Genomic DNA, 18037 nt, shown 5'->3' with positions numbered 1-18037 from the left:
GGCACAAGTTTCAATTGGGCAAGTGGAGAATCTGGAAGACCTCGTGCGCGAGCTGCAGTCAGTGCGCGAGGCGCTAGAGGCCGCATGTCGCGAACAAATTGCTGTTGCGGAGCAGAAATGTGCAGAGGCTCGTGAAGAAGCGCAGAGCAGCGCAAGCATGTTGGAAAGCGCCATCGAGCAGGAGCAAGCCGCCACGCAAAATGTCGATGGCGCTGAACAAGCGCTTGATAGCAGTCAGAGCTCGCTTTCTTCCGCCCAGTCTTCGCTATCTACTTGCCTTGCTCAGCCGCACGATGACGATGGACGTTGCCCAGACTGCTCCGGCGAGGACTCTGCCGTCACCGAAGCAGAAACCGCTGTTGAGCAGGCTCAGAGCATGCTGGAACAAGCAAGAGCAGAGCTTGAGGTGGCGACAGGAGATCGCATCTCCATGGAGCAGCGCATGGATCTTGCGAAGCAGGCCCAGGCGATGGCCGAACATGCCCTGGAGCAGGCCCTACAAGCATGCAATACGCACTTGGCAACTGTCGGTCAGGCGATTGAAGTTGGCACTGCGCGCTTGATATCCGCGCAACAGGCACTGGATGCCTATCTCGCGACAAACCCGTCCGCTGCGCAATTCCATGCATGGTTGAAATGGGACCCTGCCAAAGATGGCCGCCCTGTGACTCCGGATATGTTGCGAGACCGCATGAACCTATCGTCAGAGCAGAGACGATTGCTTCAGGAATATCTTTACGACCGTGATCCAGCGTATCGCAAGCAGGTCGATAAATTTCGGAACCAATGGGTAGCCGCCAAGGGTGATGCAGAGCGAAACATCGTCGCACGTAAGGCACGGATACACCTGAGCGGTGAATTCGGGGAGCAGATAGTTCGGCACGCACTTGCGCCACTTGGCGGCCGGATCGAGACGCAAGGGCGAACCTTTGTGGGCGATAACGGACGCTACACAAAAACAGATTTGATAGTCACTGACTTGCGGGTTCCGGTCATTCTGGGGCGTGGTGAGGGCATGGGGGCTCCTGTGGGAGGCTCGATGGCATTCGAAGTGAAATGCGGCAAGGCGGAATACCTCTATTCGCAGAAAGATCACATGATTTTTCAGGCCGAAGGGCACAAGCAAGCAGACGCGCAATGCACTCTTTGCTCACGAGACATCCACGATTTGCCAGAAGAAAAACAGAAAGAACTGCGCGATGCCCTGCGCGAAGCTGGCTCACCGATGGTGGGAATGTTGCCAAGGAAAAATGAAATAGATCAGTCCTGTCTTGATTTCATCCGCCAAAACGAGGAGGAGCAACCATGAAAATACGTTTCGCAATTATTAGCCATGACCTTCTCGCGCAAGTTCGAGCTGAAGTTGACGTCCTCCTGCGTGCAGTCAATGTCGGAGATATGGATGGCGTGGATGCGTCCACCACACGCCTCTTGGAGCTGACAGTTAATTGCAGATCGATTGAGTTGTCCGAGCAAGAGTGGCGCGCATTTCTAAACGAAATCAGGGTCAAGAACCCCGAGTTCGAATCGAGCTACCTTTTGCCTGGGACTATTTGCGCCCCCCTATTTCCAAAGCTCTCGGTAGCTGACGACTATGTTCTCGAACTTCCAATCGATGGTGATATGGAAGAGGAGGAAGCTAATGTTTGATGAGGCCTTTGGAATGACTGCGATGTGTACTGGAAAATTTCGCGAGGGAGTGCGTGATACGTTCGGCGCATCCATTGTTGCCGATGTACTTGATCCGATTCTCAAGGAAGTCGATTCACTCCGCATTCTCAATGCTGCTTTCAAGCAGCAAGCGTTCGCCATTGATCGAACCTTGAATGATGCGCGCGAGCTGCAGTTCAAAGACAGTGGGTGGAATCAATGAGTCGAAGCGCGAAGGATATTCAGAGCGTAATTTCCAAGCTACACAAGGCAATTGCGGACTATCAAGAAGGTTGTGCGCGCATCGACCGCGAATTCGATACCACTAAAAAAGCATTAAACGAAGATCAGGAGCGCAATCGGAGCATAAGGAAGTCGAATTGGCAGGCAGGCTTTGCCAAAGAGTGGGAAAGAAATGCAACTGCTATAGCGAACGCAAGTTCGCAGCTTAGACAACATCAGCCTGCCTTCGTGGATTTTGTCGTAGACAAGCCATTGATGGCATCGGAAATTCCAGCAGGTCTTGTGCTTGGCTCGGAGCAAGTCTCTTTTGAGAAGCTCTCTTGTCATGCCTCAAAAGTCATCTCATTTCCCTTCTCCAGCGCTCTTATTTTTCCACAAGGCGATGCAGAGCAGAAACACCTCGTGTGTCATTTTCAGAAGACGACTGCACCAGTTGATTGGGCGTAATGGCTGTTGTGCAGCCAGCTCCTGACAGTTCAATATCAGAAGTGATCTGCACCAATCTCGACTATGCTCAATACTCGTGTGCACCAAAGCGAGGTGAGCATGGCGACGGAGGCTCTGTTGCAAAGATTGGCGGCAGTCAGAGGTAGGCTGTCGCTCTGCGCCGATCAGGCGGCTGCTGCGAAATGGTGGTTGAGCATGCCCATGGCCTCCGTCAGCGCCGAGGGCCCAATGCCAAAAGCTCTCTCCACAAGGCGCACCTCGCCCCTGATGCCGGGCTGCAGGCACCAGGGGCGAGCCTGTCCTTTGCGCAGGGCTCGCATGACTTCGAATCCCTTGATCGTGGCATAGGCCGTGGGGATCGATTTGAAACCGCGCACCGGCTTGATCAGTATCTTGAGCTTTCCGTGATCGGCCTCGATCACGTTATTGAGATACTTCACCTGCCGGTGGGCCGTCTCCCGGTCCAGCTTTCCTTCGCGCTTCAATTCGGTGATCGCTGCACCATAGCTCGGCGCTTTGTCGGTATTGAGCGTGGCAGGCTTTTCCCAGTGCTTCAGGCCTCGCAGGGCCTTGCCCAGGAACCGCTTCGCTGCCTTGGCGCTGCGGGTCGGCGACAGGTAGAAATCGATCGTGTCGCCCCGCTTGTCGACTGCCCGGTACAGGTAGGTCCACTTGCCCCGCACCTTGACGTAGGTTTCATCCAGGCGCCAGCTCGGATCAAAGCCACGCCGCCAGAACCAGCGCAGCCGCTTCTCCATCTCCGGGGCGTAGCACTGGACCCAGCGATAGATCGTCGTATGGTCGACCGAAATGCCGCGTTCCGCCAGCATTTCCTCAAGGTGGGGTCGTCTCAGAAAACGGAAAATAAAGCACGCTAAGGCGTAACTACCCTCGGCTACACCGCGTCGGCACCACGCGGCTCTTTCTCCCCTTGCAGCGAAGCAATCAGCGGGCAAGAAACGTTCCCTTGCCGCGCATGGCAGGCGAACACAAGTTCGGATAGCACGGTTTCCATGCGCGCCAGGTCGGTCATTTTTTCGCGCACGTCCTGAAGCTTGTGCTCGGCCAGGCTGCTGGCTTCCTCGCAGTGGGTGCCGTCATCCAGCCTCAGCAGCTCTGCGATCTCGTCGAGGCTGAATCCGAGCCGCTGGGCTGATTTCACGAAGCGCACCCGCGTCACATCCGCCTCGCCATAGCGGCGGATGCTGCCATAGGGCTTGTCCGGCTCCGGCAACAAGCCCTTGCGCTGATAGAACCGGATTGTTTCCACGTTGACCCCGGCCGCCTTGGCGAAAACGCCAATAGTCAGATTCTCCAAATTTTTTTCCATATCGCTTGACTCCGTACATTGGTACGGAAGTAAGCTTAAGCTATCCAATCCAGATTTGAAAGGACAAGCGTATGTCTGAACCTCAAAACGGGCGCGGGGCGCTCTTCACTGGCGGGCTAGCCGCCATCCTCGCCTCGGCTTGCTGCCTGGGGCCGCTGGTTCTGATCGCCCTGGGGTTCAGCGGCGCTTGGATCGGCAACTTGACGGTGTTGGAACCTTATCGCCCGATCTTCATCGGCGCGGCGTTGGTGGCGCTGTTTTTCGCCTGGCGGCGCATCTACCGACCGGCGCAAGCCTGCAAACCAGGGGATGTGTGTGCGATTCCCCAAGTGCGCGCTACTTACAAGCTCATTTTCTGGGTCGTGGCCGCGCTGGTTCTGGTCGCGCTCGGATTTCCCTACGTCATGCCATTTTTCTATTAATCACAGGAGTTCATCATGAAAAAACTGTTTGCCTCTCTCGCCATCGCTGCCGTTGTTGCCCCCGTGTGGGCCGCCACCCAGACCGTCACGCTGTCCGTACCGGGCATGACCTGCTCCGCTTGTCCGATCACCGTCAAGAAGGCGATTTCCAAGGTCGAAGGCGTCAGCAAAGTTAACGTGACCTTCGAGACACGCGAAGCGGTTGTCACCTTCGATGATGCCAAGACCAGCGTGCAGAAGCTGACCAAGGCCACCGAAGACGCAGGCTATCCGTCCAGCGTCAAGAAGTGAGGCACTGAAAACGGCAGCGCAGCACATCTGACGCCCTTGTCTGCTACCACAAACGAAAAAGGATCTGTCGCATGACCCATCTAAAAATCACCGGCATGACCTGCGACTCGTGCGCGGCGCACGTCAAGGAAGCGCTGGAAAAAGTACCCGGCGTCCAATCTGCCATAGTGTCCTATGCCAAGGGCGCGGCCCAGCTCGCCCTTGATCCAGGCACAGCGCCGGACGCACTGACCGCCGCCGTGGCTGGCCTGGGCTACAAAGCGATGCTCGCCGATGCCCCGCCGACCGACAACCGCACTGGGCTGTTCGACAAGGTGCGCGGCTGGATGGGTGCCGCCGACAAGGGCAGCGGCGGCGAGCGCCCGTTGCAAGTCGCCGTGATCGGCAGCGGTGGAGCCGCGATGGCGGCAGCACTGAAGGCCGTCGAGCAAGGCGCGCAGGTCACGCTGATTGAGCGCGGCACCATCGGCGGCACCTGCGTCAACGTCGGTTGTGTGCCGTCCAAGATCATGATCCGCGCCGCCCACATCGCCCATCTGCGCCGGGAAAGCCCATTCGACGGCGGCATGCCACCCACACCGCCGACGATCTTGCGCGAGCGGCTGCTGGCCCAGCAGCAGGCCCGTGTCGAAGAACTCCGTCATGCCAAGTACGAAGGCATCCTGGACGGCAATTCAGCCATCACCGTTCTGCACGGTGAAGCGCGTTTCAAGGACGACCAGAGCCTTATCGTTAGTTTGAACGAGGGTGGTGAGCGCGTCGTGATGTTCGACCGCTGCCTGGTCGCCACGGGTGCCAGTCCGGCCATGCCGCCGATTCCGGGCCTGAAAGAGTCACCCTACTGGACTTCGACCGAGGCCTTGGTCAGCGACACCATTCCCGAACGCCTGGCCGTCATCGGCTCGTCGGTGGTGGCGCTGGAACTGGCGCAAGCCTTCGCCCGGCTGGGTAGCCAGGTCACGATCCTTGCGCGCAGCACGCTGTTCTTCCGCGAAGACCCTGCCATCGGCGAGGCCGTCACAGCCGCCTTCCGTGCCGAAGGAATCAAGGTACTGGAACATACGCAAGCCAGCCAAGTCGCCCATGTGGACGGCGAATTCGTGCTGACCACTGGACAGGGCGAAGTGCGCGCCGACAAGCTGCTGGTCGCCACCGGCCGGACACCGAACACGCGCAGCCTGGCATTGGAAGCGGCGGGGGTAGCCGTCAATGCGCAGGGGGCCATCGTCATCGACAAGGGCATGCGCACCAGTAGCCCGAACATCTACGCGGCCGGCGACTGCACCGACCAGCCGCAGTTCGTCTATGTGGCGGCAGCGGCCGGCACTCGTGCGGCCATTAACATGACCGGCGGCGACGCCGCCATCAATCTGACCGCGATGCCGGCCGTGGTGTTCACCGACCCGCAAGTGGCGACCGTGGGCTACAGCGAGGCGGAAGCGCACCACGATGGCATCGAAACCGACAGCCGCACGCTGACGCTCGACAACGTGCCGCGTGCGCTCGCCAACTTCGATACCCGCGGCTTCATCAAGCTGGTCATCGAGGAAGGCAGCGGACGGCTGATTGGCGTACAGGTGGTGGCCCCGGAAGCGGGCGAACTGATCCAGACGGCTGTTCTCGCCATTCGCAACCGCATGACGGTGCAGGAACTAGCCGACCAGTTGTTCCCCTACCTAACGATGGTCGAGGGCTTGAAGCTCGCGGCGCAGACCTTCAGCAAGGACGTGAAGCAACTGTCCTGCTGCGCCGGATAAGGAAAAGGAGGTGTTCGATGAACGCCTACACAGTGTCCCGACTGGCCCTTGAGGCCGGGGTGAGCGTGCATATCGTGCGCGACTACCTGCTGCGCGGATTGCTGCGGCCAGTCGCCTGCACCACGGGCGGCTACGGCTTGTTCGATGACGCCGCCTTGCAGCGGCTGTGCTTTGTGCGGGCCGCTTTTGAGGCGGGCATCGGCCTGGACGCATTGGCGCGGTTGTGCCGGGCGCTGGATGCGGCGGACTGCGATGAAACAGCCGCACAGCTTGCCGTGCTGAGTCAGTTCGTCGAACGCCGACGCGAAGCGTTGGCCGATCTGGAAGTGCAGTTGGCCGCGATGCCGACCGCGCCGGCCCAGCAAGCGGAGAGTCTGCCATGAACAGCCCCGAGCGCTTGCCGACCGAGACACACAAGCCGTTCACCGGCTACCTGTGGGGTGCGCTGGCGGTGCTCACCTGTCCCTGTCATTTGCCGATTCTCGCCATTGTGCTGGCCGGCACGACGGCCGGCGCGTTCATCGGCGAGCACTGGGGTATTGCAGCCCTCACGCTGACCGGCTTGTTTGTCCTGTCTGTGACGCGGCTGCTGCGGGCCTTCAGAGGTCGATCATGAGCGCTTCCCAGCCAATTGAATGGACAGTGGCGCAACTGGCGCAGGCGGTCGAGCGCGGGCAGCTTGAGCTGCACTACCAGCCGATTGTCGATTTGCGCAGTGAGCAGATTGTCGGCGCGGAAGCCCTGTTGCGCTGGCGTCATCCGACGCTCGGACTGTTGCCGCCGGGCCAGTTCCTGCCCGTGATCGAATCGTCCGGCCTGATGCCGGAAATCGGCGCATGGGTGCTGGGCGCAGCCTGCCGTCAAATGCGCGACTGGCGGGTGCTGGCATGGCAACCGTTCCGGCTGGCCGTCAATGTTGCGGCGAGCCAAGTGGGGCCAGATTTCGACAAGTGGGTAAAGGGCGTGCTGGCCGATGCCGGGTTGCCCGCCGCGTATCTTGAAATTGAGCTGACCGAATCGGTTGCGTTCGGTGATCCGGCGATCTTCCCCGCCCTGGAAGCTTTGCGACAGATCGGTGTGCGCTTCGCCGCCGACGACTTCGGCACCGGCTATTCCTGCCTGCAACACCTGAAATGCTGCCCCATCAGCACGCTCAAGATCGACCAATCGTTTGTCGCCGGACTCGCCAACGACCACCGCGACCAGACCATCGTGCGCACCGTGATTCAGCTTGCGCATGGGCTTGGCATGGAAGTAGTGGCCGAAGGCGTGGAAACATCGGCGAGTCTTGATTTGTTGCGACAAGCGGACTGCGACACAGGACAAGGCTTCCTGTTCGCCAAGCCGATGCCGGCGGCGGCATTCGCCGTCTTCGTCAGTCAATGGAGGGGTGCCACCATGAATGCAAATGATCCGACTGCCACCAGTTGCTGCGTGTGCTGCAAGGAAATCCCGCTCGATGCCGCCTTCACCCCGGAAGGCGCGGAATACGTCGAGCACTTCTGCGGGCTGGAGTGCTATCAGCGCTTCCAGGCGCGCGCCAAGACCGGGAGCGAAACCGATGCCGATCCGAACGCCTGCGACTCATCACTGTCAGACTGAGGCATACCCTATCCTGATGTCAGGAGAAGCCACCCAGCAACGTCAGAATAGAGTTAACTTTTGTGTTTCTTGACACCTGCGGCGAAAGGTCATAGATTTCTTCCTGACACTTTCGTATTTGGAGGTATCTTGCAGGGTCAACGCATCGGCTACGTCCGGGTCAGCAGCTTCGACCAGAACCCGGAGCGGCAACTGGAGCATGTCGAAGTCGGCAGGGTGTTCACCGACAAGGCGTCGGGCAAGGACACCCAGCGGCCCGAGCTTGATTCGCTGCTGGCCTTCGTGCGCGAAGGCGACACCGTGGTGGTTCACAGCATGGATCGCTTGGCGCGCAACCTCGATGACTTGCGCCGCCTCGTACAAAAGCTGACCAAGCGCGGCGTGCGCATCGAGTTCGTCAAGGAAAGCCTGACCTTCACCGGCGAGGATTCACCGATGGCGAACCTGATGCTGTCGGTCATGGGGGCATTCGCCGAATTCGAGCGGGCCTTGATCCGTGAGCGGCAGCGCGAAGGCATCGCGCTCGCTAAGCAACGCGGAGCCTACCGAGGCCGAAAGAAGTCTCTGAGCGGTGAACAGATTGCTGAACTGAAACGGCGCGTCACGGCGGGCGAGCAAAAAGCGAAGCTGGCCCGTGAATTTGGTGTCAGCCGGGAGACCCTGTATCAATACTTGAAATTGGATCAATAAATATGCCTCGTCGTTCCATACTGTCCGCCGCCGAGCGGGAAAGCCTGTTGGCGTTGCCGGACACCAAGGACGACCTAATTCGACATTACACGTTCAGCGATACCGATCTCTCCATCATCCGCCAGCGGCGCGGGCCTGCGAATCGCTTGGGCTTTGCCGTGCAGCTCTGCTACCTGCGCTTTCCCGGAATCTTCCTTGGTGTCGATCAGGCGCCGTCTTTGCCCCTACTGAAACTGGTCGCCGACCAGCTCAAGGTCGGCGTCGAAAGCTGGGACGACTACGGGCAGCGGGAGCAGACCCGGCGCGAGCACCTGGTCGAGCTGCAAACGGTGTTTGGCTTCCAGCCGTTCACCATGAGCCACTACCGGCAGGCCGTGCACACGCTGACCGACCTGGCCATGCAAACCGACAAAGGCATCGTGCTGGCTAGCACCTTGGTTGAGCATCTGCGGCGACAGTCGATCATCCTGCCCGCGCTCAACGCCATCGAGCGCGCTAGCGCCGAGGCCATCACTCGCGCCAACCGGCGCATCTATGACGCCTTGGCCGAACCACTGTCGGACACGCATCGCCGCCGCCTCGACGATCTGCTCAGGCGCCGGGACAACGGCAAGACGACCTGGCTGGCCTGGCTGCGCCAGTCGCCGGTTAAACCGAACTCGCGGCACATGCTGGAACACATCGAACGCCTCAAGGCGTGGCAGGCGCTCGATCTGCCTTCCGGTATCGAGCGGTCGGTGCACCAGAACCGCCTGCTCAAGATCGCCCGTGAGGGTGGCCAGATGACGCCCGCCGACTTAGCCAAGTTCGAGCCGCAACGGCGCTACGCCACCCTCGTGGCGCTGGCCATCGAGGGCATGGCCACGGTCACCGACGAAATCATCGACTTGCACGACCGCATCCTGGGCAAGCTGTTCAACGCCGCCAAAAACAAGCATCAGCAGCAGTTTCAGGCATCCGGCAAGGCGATCAACGCCAAGGTGCGGCTGTTCGGGCGCATCGGCCAGGCGCTGATCGAGGCCAAGCAAGCTGGCCGCGATCCGTTCGCCGCCATCGAGGCCGTCATGTCCTGGGATGCCTTCGCCGAAAGCGTCACCGAGGCGCAGAAGCTCGCTCAGCCCGATGACTTCGATTTCCTGCACCGCATCGGCGAAAGTTACGCCACCTTGCGCCGCTACGCGCCGGAATTCCTTGCCGTGCTCAAGCTGCGGGCCGCACCCGCCGCCAAGAACGTGCTCGATGCCATCGAGGTACTGCGTGGCATGAACACCGACAACGCCCGCAAAGTGCCTGCCGATGCCCCGACCGACTTCATCAAGCCGCGCTGGCAGAAGCTGGTGATGACTGACGCGGGTATCGACCGGCGCTACTACGAGCTGTGCGCGCTGTCCGAGCTGAAGAACTCGCTGCGCTCGGGCGACATCTGGGTGCAGGGATCGCGCCAGTTCAAGGACTTCGAGGACTACCTGGTGCCGCCCGCGAAGTTCGCCAGCCTCAAGCAGTCCAGCGCATTGCCGCTGGCCGTGGCCACCGACTGCGACCAGTACCTGCACGACCGCCTGACGCTGCTTGAAGCGCAGCTTGCCACGGTCAACCGCATGGCAGCGGCCAACGACCTGCCGAATGCGATCATCACCGAGTCGGGCCTGAAGATCACGCCGCTGGATGCGGCGGTACCCGACACCGCGCAGGCGCTGATCGACCAGACAGCCATGATCCTGCCACACGTCAAGATCACCGAACTGCTGCTCGAAGTCGATGAGTGGACGGGCTTCACCCGCCACTTCACGCACCTGAAATCGGGCGATCTGGCCAAGGACAAAAATCTGCTGTTGACCACCATCCTGGCCGACGCGATCAACCTGGGCCTGACCAAGATGGCCGAGTCCTGCCCCGGCACGACCTACGCCAAGCTCGCCTGGCTACAAGCCTGGCATACCCGCGACGAAACCTATTCGACAGCGCTGGCCGAGTTGGTGAACGCCCAATTCCGGCATCCCTTCGCCGAACACTGGGGCGACGGCACCACGTCATCGTCGGACGGCCAGAACTTCCGAACCGGGAGCAAGGCCGAGAGTACCGGTCACATCAACCCGAAATATGGCAGCAGCCCTGGGCGAACCTTCTACACCCATATATCCGACCAGTACGCGCCGTTCCACACCAAGGTGGTCAATGTCGGCGTGCGCGACTCGACCTATGTACTTGACGGCCTGCTGTACCACGAGTCCGACCTGCGCATCGAGGAACACTACACCGACACGGCAGGCTTCACCGATCACGTCTTTGCCCTGATGCATCTCCTGGGCTTCCGCTTTGCGCCGCGCATCCGTGACCTGGGCGACACCAAGCTGTTCATCCCCAAGGGGGATACCGCCTATGACGCGCTCAAACCGATGATTAGCAGCGACAGGCTGAACATCAAGGCTATTCGTGCCCACTGGGATGAAATTCTGCGGCTGGCGACCTCGATCAAGCAGGGCACGGTGACAGCCTCGCTGATGCTTCGGAAACTCGGCAGCTATCCGCGCCAGAACGGCTTAGCCATCGCCCTGCGCGAGCTGGGGCGCATCGAACGCACGCTGTTCATCCTGGACTGGTTGCAAAGCGTGGAGCTGCGCCGCCGCGTCCACGCTGGACTGAACAAGGGCGAAGCGCGCAACGCGCTGGCCCGCGCCGTATTCTTCAACCGTCTGGGCGAAATCCGCGACCGCAGCTTCGAGCAGCAGCGCTACCGGGCCAGCGGCCTCAACCTGGTGACGGCGGCCGTCGTGTTGTGGAACACGGTCTATCTGGAGCGCGCAGCACATGCGTTGCGTGGCAACGGGCATGCTGTCGATGACGCGCTATTGCAATACCTGTCGCCGCTCGGCTGGGAACACATCAACCTGACCGGCGATTACCTCTGGCGCAGCAGCGCCAAGATCGGCGCGGGCAAGTTCAGGCCGCTACGACCGTTGCAACCGGCTTAGCGTGCTTTATTTTCCGTTTTCTGAGGCGACCCCAAGGTCGCGATAGCTGATCGGATAGCGACAATACCAGCGCACCGCCCACAGGATCACATCACCCTGGAAATGGCGCCACTTGAAATCCGTCATCGTTCCGTCCGTCCAATCTCCGCCAAGCATGCTCAAGCTTCACGATTTTTGCAACAGAGCCCACACGAGTATTGAGCATAGTCGAGATTGGTGCAGATCACTTCTGATATTGAACTGTCAGGAGCTGGCTGCACAACAGCCATTACGCCCAATCAACTGGTGCAGTCGTCTTCTGAAAATGACATTTGGTATCTCTCATAAACGGATGTTTTTGAGAGAACTATCTTCGGCCTTCACACGCACGAAAGGCGGCGAAGCTCCGCCGTTAATCCGTCCGCCGGAGATCTCGCCCAGGCAGGCTGAAGGCCGAGCAAGCCTGACAGGCCCGAAAAGCCCGGCACGGGCGTCGGCGGCGATGACGGCGGCGGCATTATCCAGGGTTGATGATGGAAGTGGAGGATATCGACAACCTCTCGCGCAACCAAGACATCGCGGTCGGACTGCAAGTGATCTTGAAGCCACGGGCCCGTCCCACCCCGACATGGACCTCGATGCCCGAACGGACGTTAGATTTCGAGTTCTAGGCGTTCTGCGATGAAGGTTGGATCCCAGCCGGGATTGAAAGTGTCGACGTGGGTGAATCCGAGCCGCTCGTATAGGCCACGCAGGTTCGGGTGGCAGTCGAGCCGCAGCTTGGCGCACCCCTGCGTTCGCGCGGCATGGCGGCAAGCCTCGATCAGCGCGGAGCTGACACCCCGGCCCGCATGTGTCCGTCGCACCGCGAGCTTGTGCAGATATGCGGCCTCCCCCTTGAGGGCGTCGGGCCAGAACTCGGGATCCTCGGCCGACAAGGTGCAACAGCCGACGATGCCGTCGCTGCAACTCGCGACTAGGAGCTCGGATCTCAGGACGAAGGTCTCCGCGAATGTCCGGTCGATCCGCGCGACGTCCCAGGCGGGCGTTCCCTTGGCGGACATCCACGCCGCAGCGTCGTGCATCAGCCGCACAACCTCGTCGATATCACCCGAGCAGGCGATCCGAACGTTCGGAGGCTCCTCGCTGTCCATTCGCTCCCCTGGCGCGGTATGAACCGCCGCCTCATAGTGCAGTTTGATCCTGACGAGCCCAGCATGTCTGCGCCCACCTTCGCGGAACCTGACCAGGGTCCGCTAGCGGGCGGCCGGAAGGTGAATGCTAGGCATGATCTAACCCTCGGTCTCTGGCGTCGCGACTGCGAAATTTCGCGAGGGTTTCCGAGAAGGTGATTGCGCTTCGCAGATCTCCAGGCGCGTGGGTGCGGACGTAGTCAGCGCCATTGCCGATCGCGTGAAGTTCCGCCGCAAGGCTCGCTGGACCCAGATCCTTTACAGGAAGGCCAACGGTGGCGCCCAAGAAGGATTTCCGCGACACCGAGACCAATAGCGGAAGCCCCAACGCCGACTTCAGCTTTTGAAGGTTCGACAGCACGTGCAGCGATGTTTCCGGTGCGGGGCTCAAGAAAAATCCCATCCCCGGATCGAGGATGAGCCGGTCGGCAGCGACCCCGCTCCGTCGCAAGGCGGAAACCCGCGCCTCGAAGAACCGCACAATCTCGTCGAGCGCGTCTTCGGGTCGAAGGTGACCGGTGCGGGTGGCGATGCCATCCCGCTGCGCTGAGTGCATAACCACCAGCCTGCAGTCCGCCTCAGCAATATCGGGATAGAGCGCAGGGTCAGGAAATCCTTGGATATCGTTCAGGTAGCCCACGCCGCGCTTGAGCGCATAGCGCTGGGTTTCCGGTTGGAAGCTGTCGATTGAAACACGGTGCATCTGATCGGACAGGGCGTCTAAGAGCGGCGCAATACGTCTGATCTCATCGGCCGGCGATACAGGCCTCGCGTCCGGATGGCTGGCGGCCGGTCCGACATCCACGACGTCTGATCCGACTCGCAGCATTTCGATCGCCGCGGTGACAGCGCCGGCGGGGTCTAGCCGCCGGCTCTCATCGAAGAAGGAGTCCTCGGTGAGATTCAGAATGCCGAACACCGTCACCATGGCGTCGGCCTCCGCAGCGACTTCCACGATGGGGATCGGGCGAGCAAAAAGGCAGCAATTATGAGCCCCATACCTACAAAGCCCCACGCATCAAGCTTTTGCCCATGAAGCAACCAGGCAATGGCTGTAATTATGACGACGCCGAGTCCCGACCAGACTGCATAAGCAACACCGACAGGGATGGATTTCAGAACCAGAGAAAGAAAATAAAATGCGATGCCATAACCGATTATGACAACGGCGGAAGGGGCAAGCTTAGTAAAGCCCTCGCTAGATTTTAATGCGGATGTTGCGATTACTTCGCCAACTATTGCGATAACAAGAAAAAGCCAGCCTTTCATGATATATCTCCCAATTTGTGTAGGGCTTATTATGCACGCTTAAAAATAATAAAAGCAGACTTGACCTGATAGTTTGACTGTGAGTAATTATGTGCTTAGTGCATCTAACACCTGAGTTAAGCCGCGCCGCGAAGCGGCGTCGGCTTGGACGAATTGTTAGGCCGCATATCGCGACCTGAAAGCGGCACGCAAGACCTCAACCTTTTCCGCCCCGAGTGAGGTGCATGCGAGCCTGTAGGACTCTATGTGCTTTGTAGGCCAGTCCACTGGTGGTACTTCATCGGCATAGTAAAAGTAATCCCAGATGATCGCCTCCCAGCTGTTACAACGGACTGGCCGCCCGGCGATGACGCCCTCAGCCGCCTCTGGGCACGAGCCCTGCGGAGCCTCCGCGATTTCATACGCTTCGTCTGCCCACCAAGCAGGTTCGCAGTCAAGTAACTCATCCCCGATCTCCGCTAAGAATCCATAGTCCAACTCCTCCATGACGCGCCCGCCGAGCATTTCAACTATTGCCTCGAGCTCGCCGCGCCTCTCGCCGGGAAACGTCAGATCAATATCATCGTGCTTGCGTGTTACACGCCCTAGCCGTGCATCGATCGCCCAGCCCCCACCGATCCAGAGCGGCAGATTTCGCTCATCTGCCGCAGCTAGAATTTTGTGTATCAATGTGACCTGCGTTGTGTCCATGCGGCCTAACGTTTGACATGAGGGGCGGCCAAGGGCGCCAGCCCTTGGACGTCCCCCTCGATGGAAGGGTTAGGCATCACTGCGTGTTCGCTCGAATGCCTGGCGTGTTTGAACCATGTACACGGCTGGACCATCTGGGGTGGTTACGGTACCTTGCCTCTCAAACCCCGCTTTCTCGTAGCATCGGATCGCTCGCAAGTTGCTCGGCGACGGGTCCGTTTGGATCTTGGTGACCTCGGGATCATTGAACAGCAACTCAACCAGAGCTCGAACCAGCTTGGTTCCCAAGCCTTTGCCCAGTTGTGATGCATTCGCCAGTGACTGGTCTATTCCGCGTACTCCTGGATCGGTTTCTTCTTCCCACCATCCGTCCCCGCTTCCAAGAGCAACGTACGACTGGGCATACCCAATCGGCTCTCCATTCAGCATTGCAATGTATGGAGTGACGGACTCTTGCGCTAAAACGCTTGGCAAGTACTGTTCCTGTACGTCAGCAAGTGTCGGGCGTGCTTCTTCTCCGCCCCACCACTCGACGATATGAGATCGATTTAGCCACTCATAGAGCATCGCAAGGTCATGCTCAGTCATGAGGCGCAGTGTGACGGAATCGTTGCTGTTGGTCACGATGCTGTACTTTGTGATGCCTAACGCCCGCTTAAGTGGTGAGCAACGCTACCACAACACTCAATTATTACACCGTAAATACAAAAGCCAATTCAAACTAAAACCGCCAAACGTTGCGAATCCGTCTTAAAGCGTTTGTTATGTGCGTAGCCGAATCTTGCGCTTAGTCAGGAACAATGATTACCCCTAATTGCTCCAGTAACTGTTCCTGTTGCCACGAGCATATTTTTACACCCGTAAGATCAATCTTTCGAGGATCTAAACCATAAAGCTCTGAATGGCTTAAATCACAGCCTTGTACTCTAAACTGTTCCCAGCAGTCTTCCGAAAAAACACCACGGCTTAAATCTGATTCTTTAAATGAAGCGCCTCGAAGATTTGCACCAATCCATCTATTTTCGAACAGGTCACATTTTTCAATAAGCTGCTGCTCAAAATTGGCATAGGATAAGTTACAACCTGTTATGTATGCAGAACAAAAGTACATTTTATTCGAAACCTGATTTACAAAACTAACTTGACTAAAATTCGCTCCTTTAAGATCACAATCTCTCAGTTCAATACCAAAGCAATTTGCCCCCTTAAAATGGGACATTGAAAGCTGACAGTTTTTAAATGAAGCATCTCGAAGATCAGCATAAGAAAAATCGCACCCTTCCAATGCCCCCTGCTCTATGAAAGTACAGTTAATGAACTGTGTATCTCGGAGGTTTGAGCGCTTAAAATTACAATGTATAAAAGTACAATTGCTAAAGATATGTTCTTGCAAGTCCTGATGTGAGAAGTTCACTTGATTATATAATTGCTTTGATTTTTCCATGCTGTGGCTCCAAAAAACATTTGATTTGAAGACTATCATTTACCTGAAAGTTCTCAACAAAAACAAAACCAATAAAAACAGAAACTTAAAACACCCCGTTTTAGCCAAAATAAGGCATCAAAACGGCATTTTAAAGGTGGCTAATTCGAAACGACCGATGCGGCCAGCCAGAAGAAAGTTTCAGTGAATCTGGCTTGTTTTAGAGAAAGCACATAACGCTTGAGTTAAGCCGCGCCGCGAAGCGGCGTCGGCTTGAACGAATTGTTAGACATTATTTGCCGACTACCTTGGTGATCTCGCCTTTCACGTAGTGAACAAATTCTTCCAACTGATCTGCGCGCGAGGCCAAGCGATCTTCTTCTTGTCCAAGATAAGCCTGTCTAGCTTCAAGTATGACGGGCTGATACTGGGCCGGCAGGCGCTCCATTGCCCAGTCGGCAGCGACATCCTTCGGCGCGATTTTGCCGGTTACTGCGCTGTACCAAATGCGGGACAACGTAAGCACTACATTTCGCTCATCGCCAGCCCAGTCGGGCGGCGAGTTCCATAGCGTTAAGGTTTCATTTAGCGCCTCAAATAGATCCTGTTCAGGAACCGGATCAAAGAGTTCCTCCGCCGCTGGACCTACCAAGGCAACGCTATGTTCTCTTGCTTTTGTCAGCAAGATAGCCAGATCAATGTCGATCGTGGCTGGCTCGAAGATACCTGCAAGAATGTCATTGCGCTGCCATTCTCCAAATTGCAGTTCGCGCTTAGCTGGATAACGCCACGGAATGATGTCGTCGTGCACAACAATGGTGACTTCTACAGCGCGGAGAATCTCGCTCTCTCCAGGGGAAGCCGAAGTTTCCAAAAGGTCGTTGATCAAAGCTCGCCGCGTTGTTTCATCAAGCCTTACGGTCACCGTAACCAGCAAATCAATATCACTGTGTGGCTTCAGGCCGCCATCCACTGCGGAGCCGTACAAATGTACGGCCAGCAACGTCGGTTCGAGATGGCGCTCGATGACGCCAACTACCTCTGATAGTTGAGTCGATACTTCGGCGATCACCACTTCCCTCATGATGTTTAACTTTGTTTTAGCCACCAATGATGCCCTCACTTTCCATGATTTTGGTGGGAATGGATTTTCTTAGCGGCAACTTACTTTCGTTGTCTATATCCATGTTAAAGGCGAAAAAGTAAACCTCTGTCTCCTTCTCAACCCACCCAACCCACCATGCGACACCAGGATTTGACTCAGTTCCCACACCAGAAAAACCAGTTTTTGAATGCACTAGATATTCAGGTGCCGCCTCCGTTACCAAAGCCTCTTTTACTATTAGCTGGTTTTCTTTAGATGCTGACAATTTATTTAAATATAGAGACTCTAGAAACTCCACTTGATTAACTGCGGAAATTCTAAGCTGGCCTTCCAACCAGAATTTGTCAATGCCACCACTGATATTCTGGTTGCCATAGGAAAATTTTTTAAGGTATTTCTGCATTCTTACTTCGCCAACTTCTCTGGCGATTTGTTGAAATACGGGAACAGCTGAAACTTGTATTGCCCCTCTTAAGGTCAAGTCTCTTTCCCATTGCTTCATGGCTCTTGGCTTTCCGTCCCATTTGAAAACCTGATGCTCATTCTTTATGACACCAGTTTCTAGGCCGATAATTGCGTTGGGGATCTTAAATGTTGATGCTGGAAGATATTCCTTTGATGCACGAGCTAAGTCATTGGTAGCGCAGGATTTACTGCTACTTTTACAAAGCACGAAGACACCATTGACGGCTTCGGCAGAGAACTCTTTGTTCCAAGACGTATTTTCTGTAATTGAACCAGCTAATGCCGTACTCGAAAGACACGCGATAATTACATATGCGGCAAATGTTTTCATGGCACCTTCTTGGTGGCTAACGTTAATTCGACCTCAGAGGCGTTTAAGTCAAAATACCTCTGACGTCTAACATGATTAATCAAAGTCTGATTTTTTAACAAAATCAGAAAGATAGACGCGAAACTTTAAAACAAAGGCGTCAACACTTCAAGTAGCGATCTTTCGCTTCGGCGAGGCC

Annotated in this window: 20 protein-coding genes and 3 pseudogenes; 12 read left to right on the top strand and 11 right to left on the bottom strand. The window is 57.2% G+C overall.

Going from position 1 to position 18037, the window contains the following annotated elements:
• Nucleotides 1–43: 43 nt before the first annotated feature.
• Genes ACM0M4_RS23810 through ACM0M4_RS23795 form a run of 4 tightly spaced genes read left to right on the top strand, consistent with a single transcriptional unit; the run spans nt 44 to nt 2340 of the window.
• Nucleotides 44–1309, top strand: a complete 1266-nt coding sequence (locus ACM0M4_RS23810) for a hypothetical protein (RefSeq protein WP_198580730.1) — start codon at nt 44–46, stop codon at nt 1307–1309.
• Nucleotides 1306–1650, top strand: coding sequence for a hypothetical protein (locus ACM0M4_RS23805; protein ID WP_026383939.1), 345 nt, complete (start codon nt 1306–1308; stop codon nt 1648–1650). The genes ACM0M4_RS23810 and ACM0M4_RS23805 overlap by 4 nt, the downstream gene beginning before the upstream one ends.
• Nucleotides 1643–1873, top strand: a complete 231-nt coding sequence (locus ACM0M4_RS23800; RefSeq protein ID WP_033936272.1) for a hypothetical protein — start codon at nt 1643–1645, stop codon at nt 1871–1873. The genes ACM0M4_RS23805 and ACM0M4_RS23800 overlap by 8 nt, the downstream gene beginning before the upstream one ends.
• Nucleotides 1870–2340, top strand: coding sequence for a hypothetical protein (locus ACM0M4_RS23795; RefSeq protein ID WP_242409102.1), 471 nt, complete (start codon nt 1870–1872; stop codon nt 2338–2340). The genes ACM0M4_RS23800 and ACM0M4_RS23795 overlap by 4 nt, the downstream gene beginning before the upstream one ends.
• 164 nt (nt 2341–2504) lie before the next feature.
• Here ACM0M4_RS23795 and ACM0M4_RS23790 read toward each other — a convergent pair.
• Nucleotides 2505–3179: pseudogene (locus ACM0M4_RS23790) on the bottom strand (IS6-like element IS6100 family transposase); the annotation flags it as partial.
• A gap of 56 nt (nt 3180–3235) precedes the next feature.
• Entirely contained in the window at nt 3236–3670 is a 435-nt protein-coding gene (locus ACM0M4_RS23785) for a mercury resistance transcriptional regulator MerR (protein WP_000414383.1), read from the bottom strand.
• A 71-nt stretch (nt 3671–3741) separates the two neighbouring features.
• Between ACM0M4_RS23785 and ACM0M4_RS23780 the strand changes: the two genes are divergently transcribed.
• From ACM0M4_RS23780 to ACM0M4_RS23745, 8 genes are all read left to right on the top strand, one after another.
• On the top strand, nt 3742–4092 hold the full coding sequence (locus ACM0M4_RS23780) for a mercuric transport protein MerT (RefSeq protein WP_001294666.1): 351 nt from the start codon (nt 3742–3744) through the stop codon (nt 4090–4092).
• Nucleotides 4093–4107: 15 nt separating this feature from the next.
• Nucleotides 4108–4383: a mercury resistance system periplasmic binding protein MerP gene (gene merP, locus ACM0M4_RS23775; protein WP_000732290.1), complete on the top strand. Its 276-nt coding sequence runs from the start codon at nt 4108–4110 to the stop codon at nt 4381–4383.
• A gap of 71 nt (nt 4384–4454) precedes the next feature.
• A complete protein-coding gene (merA, locus tag ACM0M4_RS23770; RefSeq protein WP_003090700.1) occupies nt 4455–6140 on the top strand; it encodes a mercury(II) reductase in 1686 nt (561 codons plus the stop codon).
• Nucleotides 6141–6157: 17 nt separating this feature from the next.
• Complete coding sequence (gene merD, locus ACM0M4_RS23765) at nt 6158–6523, top strand: mercury resistance co-regulator MerD (RefSeq protein WP_003090698.1); 366 nt, start codon at nt 6158–6160, stop codon at nt 6521–6523.
• Entirely contained in the window at nt 6520–6756 is a 237-nt protein-coding gene (gene merE, locus ACM0M4_RS23760) for a broad-spectrum mercury transporter MerE (RefSeq protein WP_003090697.1), read from the top strand. Before merD ends, merE begins: the two co-directional genes overlap by 4 nt.
• Nucleotides 6753–7742, top strand: a complete 990-nt coding sequence (locus tag ACM0M4_RS23755; protein ID WP_010792470.1) for a DUF3330 domain-containing protein — start codon at nt 6753–6755, stop codon at nt 7740–7742. Before merE ends, ACM0M4_RS23755 begins: the two co-directional genes overlap by 4 nt.
• Before the next feature lie 129 nt (nt 7743–7871).
• A complete protein-coding gene (locus ACM0M4_RS23750) occupies nt 7872–8432 on the top strand; it encodes a recombinase family protein (RefSeq protein ID WP_003055107.1) in 561 nt (186 codons plus the stop codon).
• A 2-nt stretch (nt 8433–8434) separates the two neighbouring features.
• On the top strand, nt 8435–11404 hold the full coding sequence (locus ACM0M4_RS23745; protein WP_026383935.1) for a Tn3 family transposase: 2970 nt from the start codon (nt 8435–8437) through the stop codon (nt 11402–11404).
• Between the two features lie 33 nt (nt 11405–11437).
• On the opposite strand, the pseudogene ACM0M4_RS23740 reads toward ACM0M4_RS23745, so the two are convergent.
• The 9 genes and pseudogenes from ACM0M4_RS23740 to ACM0M4_RS23700 all read right to left on the bottom strand — a co-directional run.
• Nucleotides 11438–11530: pseudogene (locus tag ACM0M4_RS23740) on the bottom strand (IS6 family transposase); the annotation flags it as partial.
• A 506-nt stretch (nt 11531–12036) separates the two neighbouring features.
• Entirely contained in the window at nt 12037–12537 is a 501-nt protein-coding gene (locus ACM0M4_RS23735; protein ID WP_026383934.1) for a GNAT family N-acetyltransferase, read from the bottom strand.
• A gap of 127 nt (nt 12538–12664) precedes the next feature.
• A complete protein-coding gene (sul1, locus tag ACM0M4_RS23730; RefSeq protein WP_000259031.1) occupies nt 12665–13504 on the bottom strand; it encodes a sulfonamide-resistant dihydropteroate synthase Sul1 in 840 nt (279 codons plus the stop codon).
• Complete coding sequence (locus ACM0M4_RS23725) at nt 13498–13845, bottom strand: quaternary ammonium compound efflux SMR transporter QacE delta 1 (RefSeq protein ID WP_000679427.1); 348 nt, start codon at nt 13843–13845, stop codon at nt 13498–13500. Before ACM0M4_RS23725 ends, sul1 begins: the two co-directional genes overlap by 7 nt.
• 156 nt (nt 13846–14001) lie before the next feature.
• A complete protein-coding gene (gene aadB / locus ACM0M4_RS23720; RefSeq protein WP_000381802.1) occupies nt 14002–14535 on the bottom strand; it encodes an aminoglycoside nucleotidyltransferase ANT(2'')-Ia in 534 nt (177 codons plus the stop codon).
• 69 nt (nt 14536–14604) lie between these two features.
• A complete protein-coding gene (locus tag ACM0M4_RS23715; protein WP_003159191.1) occupies nt 14605–15159 on the bottom strand; it encodes an aminoglycoside N-acetyltransferase AAC(6')-Ib4 in 555 nt (184 codons plus the stop codon).
• 163 nt (nt 15160–15322) lie between these two features.
• Nucleotides 15323–15979, bottom strand: a complete 657-nt coding sequence (locus ACM0M4_RS23710; protein ID WP_000415714.1) for a quinolone resistance pentapeptide repeat protein QnrVC1 — start codon at nt 15977–15979, stop codon at nt 15323–15325.
• A 224-nt stretch (nt 15980–16203) separates the two neighbouring features.
• A pseudogene (gene aadA1 / locus ACM0M4_RS23705) lies at nt 16204–17042 on the bottom strand (ANT(3'')-Ia family aminoglycoside nucleotidyltransferase AadA1).
• Nucleotides 17043–17058: 16 nt separating this feature from the next.
• A complete protein-coding gene (locus tag ACM0M4_RS23700) occupies nt 17059–17859 on the bottom strand; it encodes an oxacillin-hydrolyzing class D beta-lactamase OXA-10 (protein WP_000846390.1) in 801 nt (266 codons plus the stop codon).
• Nucleotides 17860–18037 lie beyond the last annotated feature (178 nt).

The sequence above is a fragment of the Pseudomonas sp. 18-147 genome (assembly GCF_051048045.1).
Lineage (GTDB): Bacteria > Pseudomonadota > Gammaproteobacteria > Pseudomonadales > Pseudomonadaceae > Pseudomonas > Pseudomonas aeruginosa.
The sequence above is the reverse complement of the archived record's forward strand: the minus strand, read 5'-3'. Positions and strand labels throughout refer to the sequence as shown.

What these genes read in the sequence shown, in the direction of transcription:
- ACM0M4_RS23805 (WP_026383939.1), top strand. Translation starts at nt 1,306, where the DNA reads ATGAAAATACGTTTCGCAATTATTAGCCATGACCTTCTCGCGCAAGTT.
- ACM0M4_RS23800 (WP_033936272.1), top strand. Translation starts at nt 1,643, where the DNA reads ATGTTTGATGAGGCCTTTGGAATGACTGCGATGTGTACTGGAAAATTT.
- ACM0M4_RS23795 (WP_242409102.1), top strand. Translation starts at nt 1,870, where the DNA reads ATGAGTCGAAGCGCGAAGGATATTCAGAGCGTAATTTCCAAGCTACAC.
- ACM0M4_RS23785 (WP_000414383.1), bottom strand. Translation starts at nt 3,670, where the DNA reads ATGGAAAAAAATTTGGAGAATCTGACTATTGGCGTTTTCGCCAAGGCG.
- ACM0M4_RS23780 (WP_001294666.1), top strand. Translation starts at nt 3,742, where the DNA reads ATGTCTGAACCTCAAAACGGGCGCGGGGCGCTCTTCACTGGCGGGCTA.
- merP (WP_000732290.1), top strand. Translation starts at nt 4,108, where the DNA reads ATGAAAAAACTGTTTGCCTCTCTCGCCATCGCTGCCGTTGTTGCCCCC.
- merA (WP_003090700.1), top strand. Translation starts at nt 4,455, where the DNA reads ATGACCCATCTAAAAATCACCGGCATGACCTGCGACTCGTGCGCGGCG.
- merD (WP_003090698.1), top strand. Translation starts at nt 6,158, where the DNA reads ATGAACGCCTACACAGTGTCCCGACTGGCCCTTGAGGCCGGGGTGAGC.
- merE (WP_003090697.1), top strand. Translation starts at nt 6,520, where the DNA reads ATGAACAGCCCCGAGCGCTTGCCGACCGAGACACACAAGCCGTTCACC.
- ACM0M4_RS23755 (WP_010792470.1), top strand. Translation starts at nt 6,753, where the DNA reads ATGAGCGCTTCCCAGCCAATTGAATGGACAGTGGCGCAACTGGCGCAG.
- ACM0M4_RS23745 (WP_026383935.1), top strand. Translation starts at nt 8,435, where the DNA reads ATGCCTCGTCGTTCCATACTGTCCGCCGCCGAGCGGGAAAGCCTGTTG.
- ACM0M4_RS23735 (WP_026383934.1), bottom strand. Translation starts at nt 12,537, where the DNA reads ATGGACAGCGAGGAGCCTCCGAACGTTCGGATCGCCTGCTCGGGTGAT.
- sul1 (WP_000259031.1), bottom strand. Translation starts at nt 13,504, where the DNA reads ATGGTGACGGTGTTCGGCATTCTGAATCTCACCGAGGACTCCTTCTTC.
- ACM0M4_RS23725 (WP_000679427.1), bottom strand. Translation starts at nt 13,845, where the DNA reads ATGAAAGGCTGGCTTTTTCTTGTTATCGCAATAGTTGGCGAAGTAATC.
- aadB (WP_000381802.1), bottom strand. Translation starts at nt 14,535, where the DNA reads ATGGACACAACGCAGGTCACATTGATACACAAAATTCTAGCTGCGGCA.
- ACM0M4_RS23710 (WP_000415714.1), bottom strand. Translation starts at nt 15,979, where the DNA reads ATGGAAAAATCAAAGCAATTATATAATCAAGTGAACTTCTCACATCAG.
- ACM0M4_RS23700 (WP_000846390.1), bottom strand. Translation starts at nt 17,859, where the DNA reads ATGAAAACATTTGCCGCATATGTAATTATCGCGTGTCTTTCGAGTACG.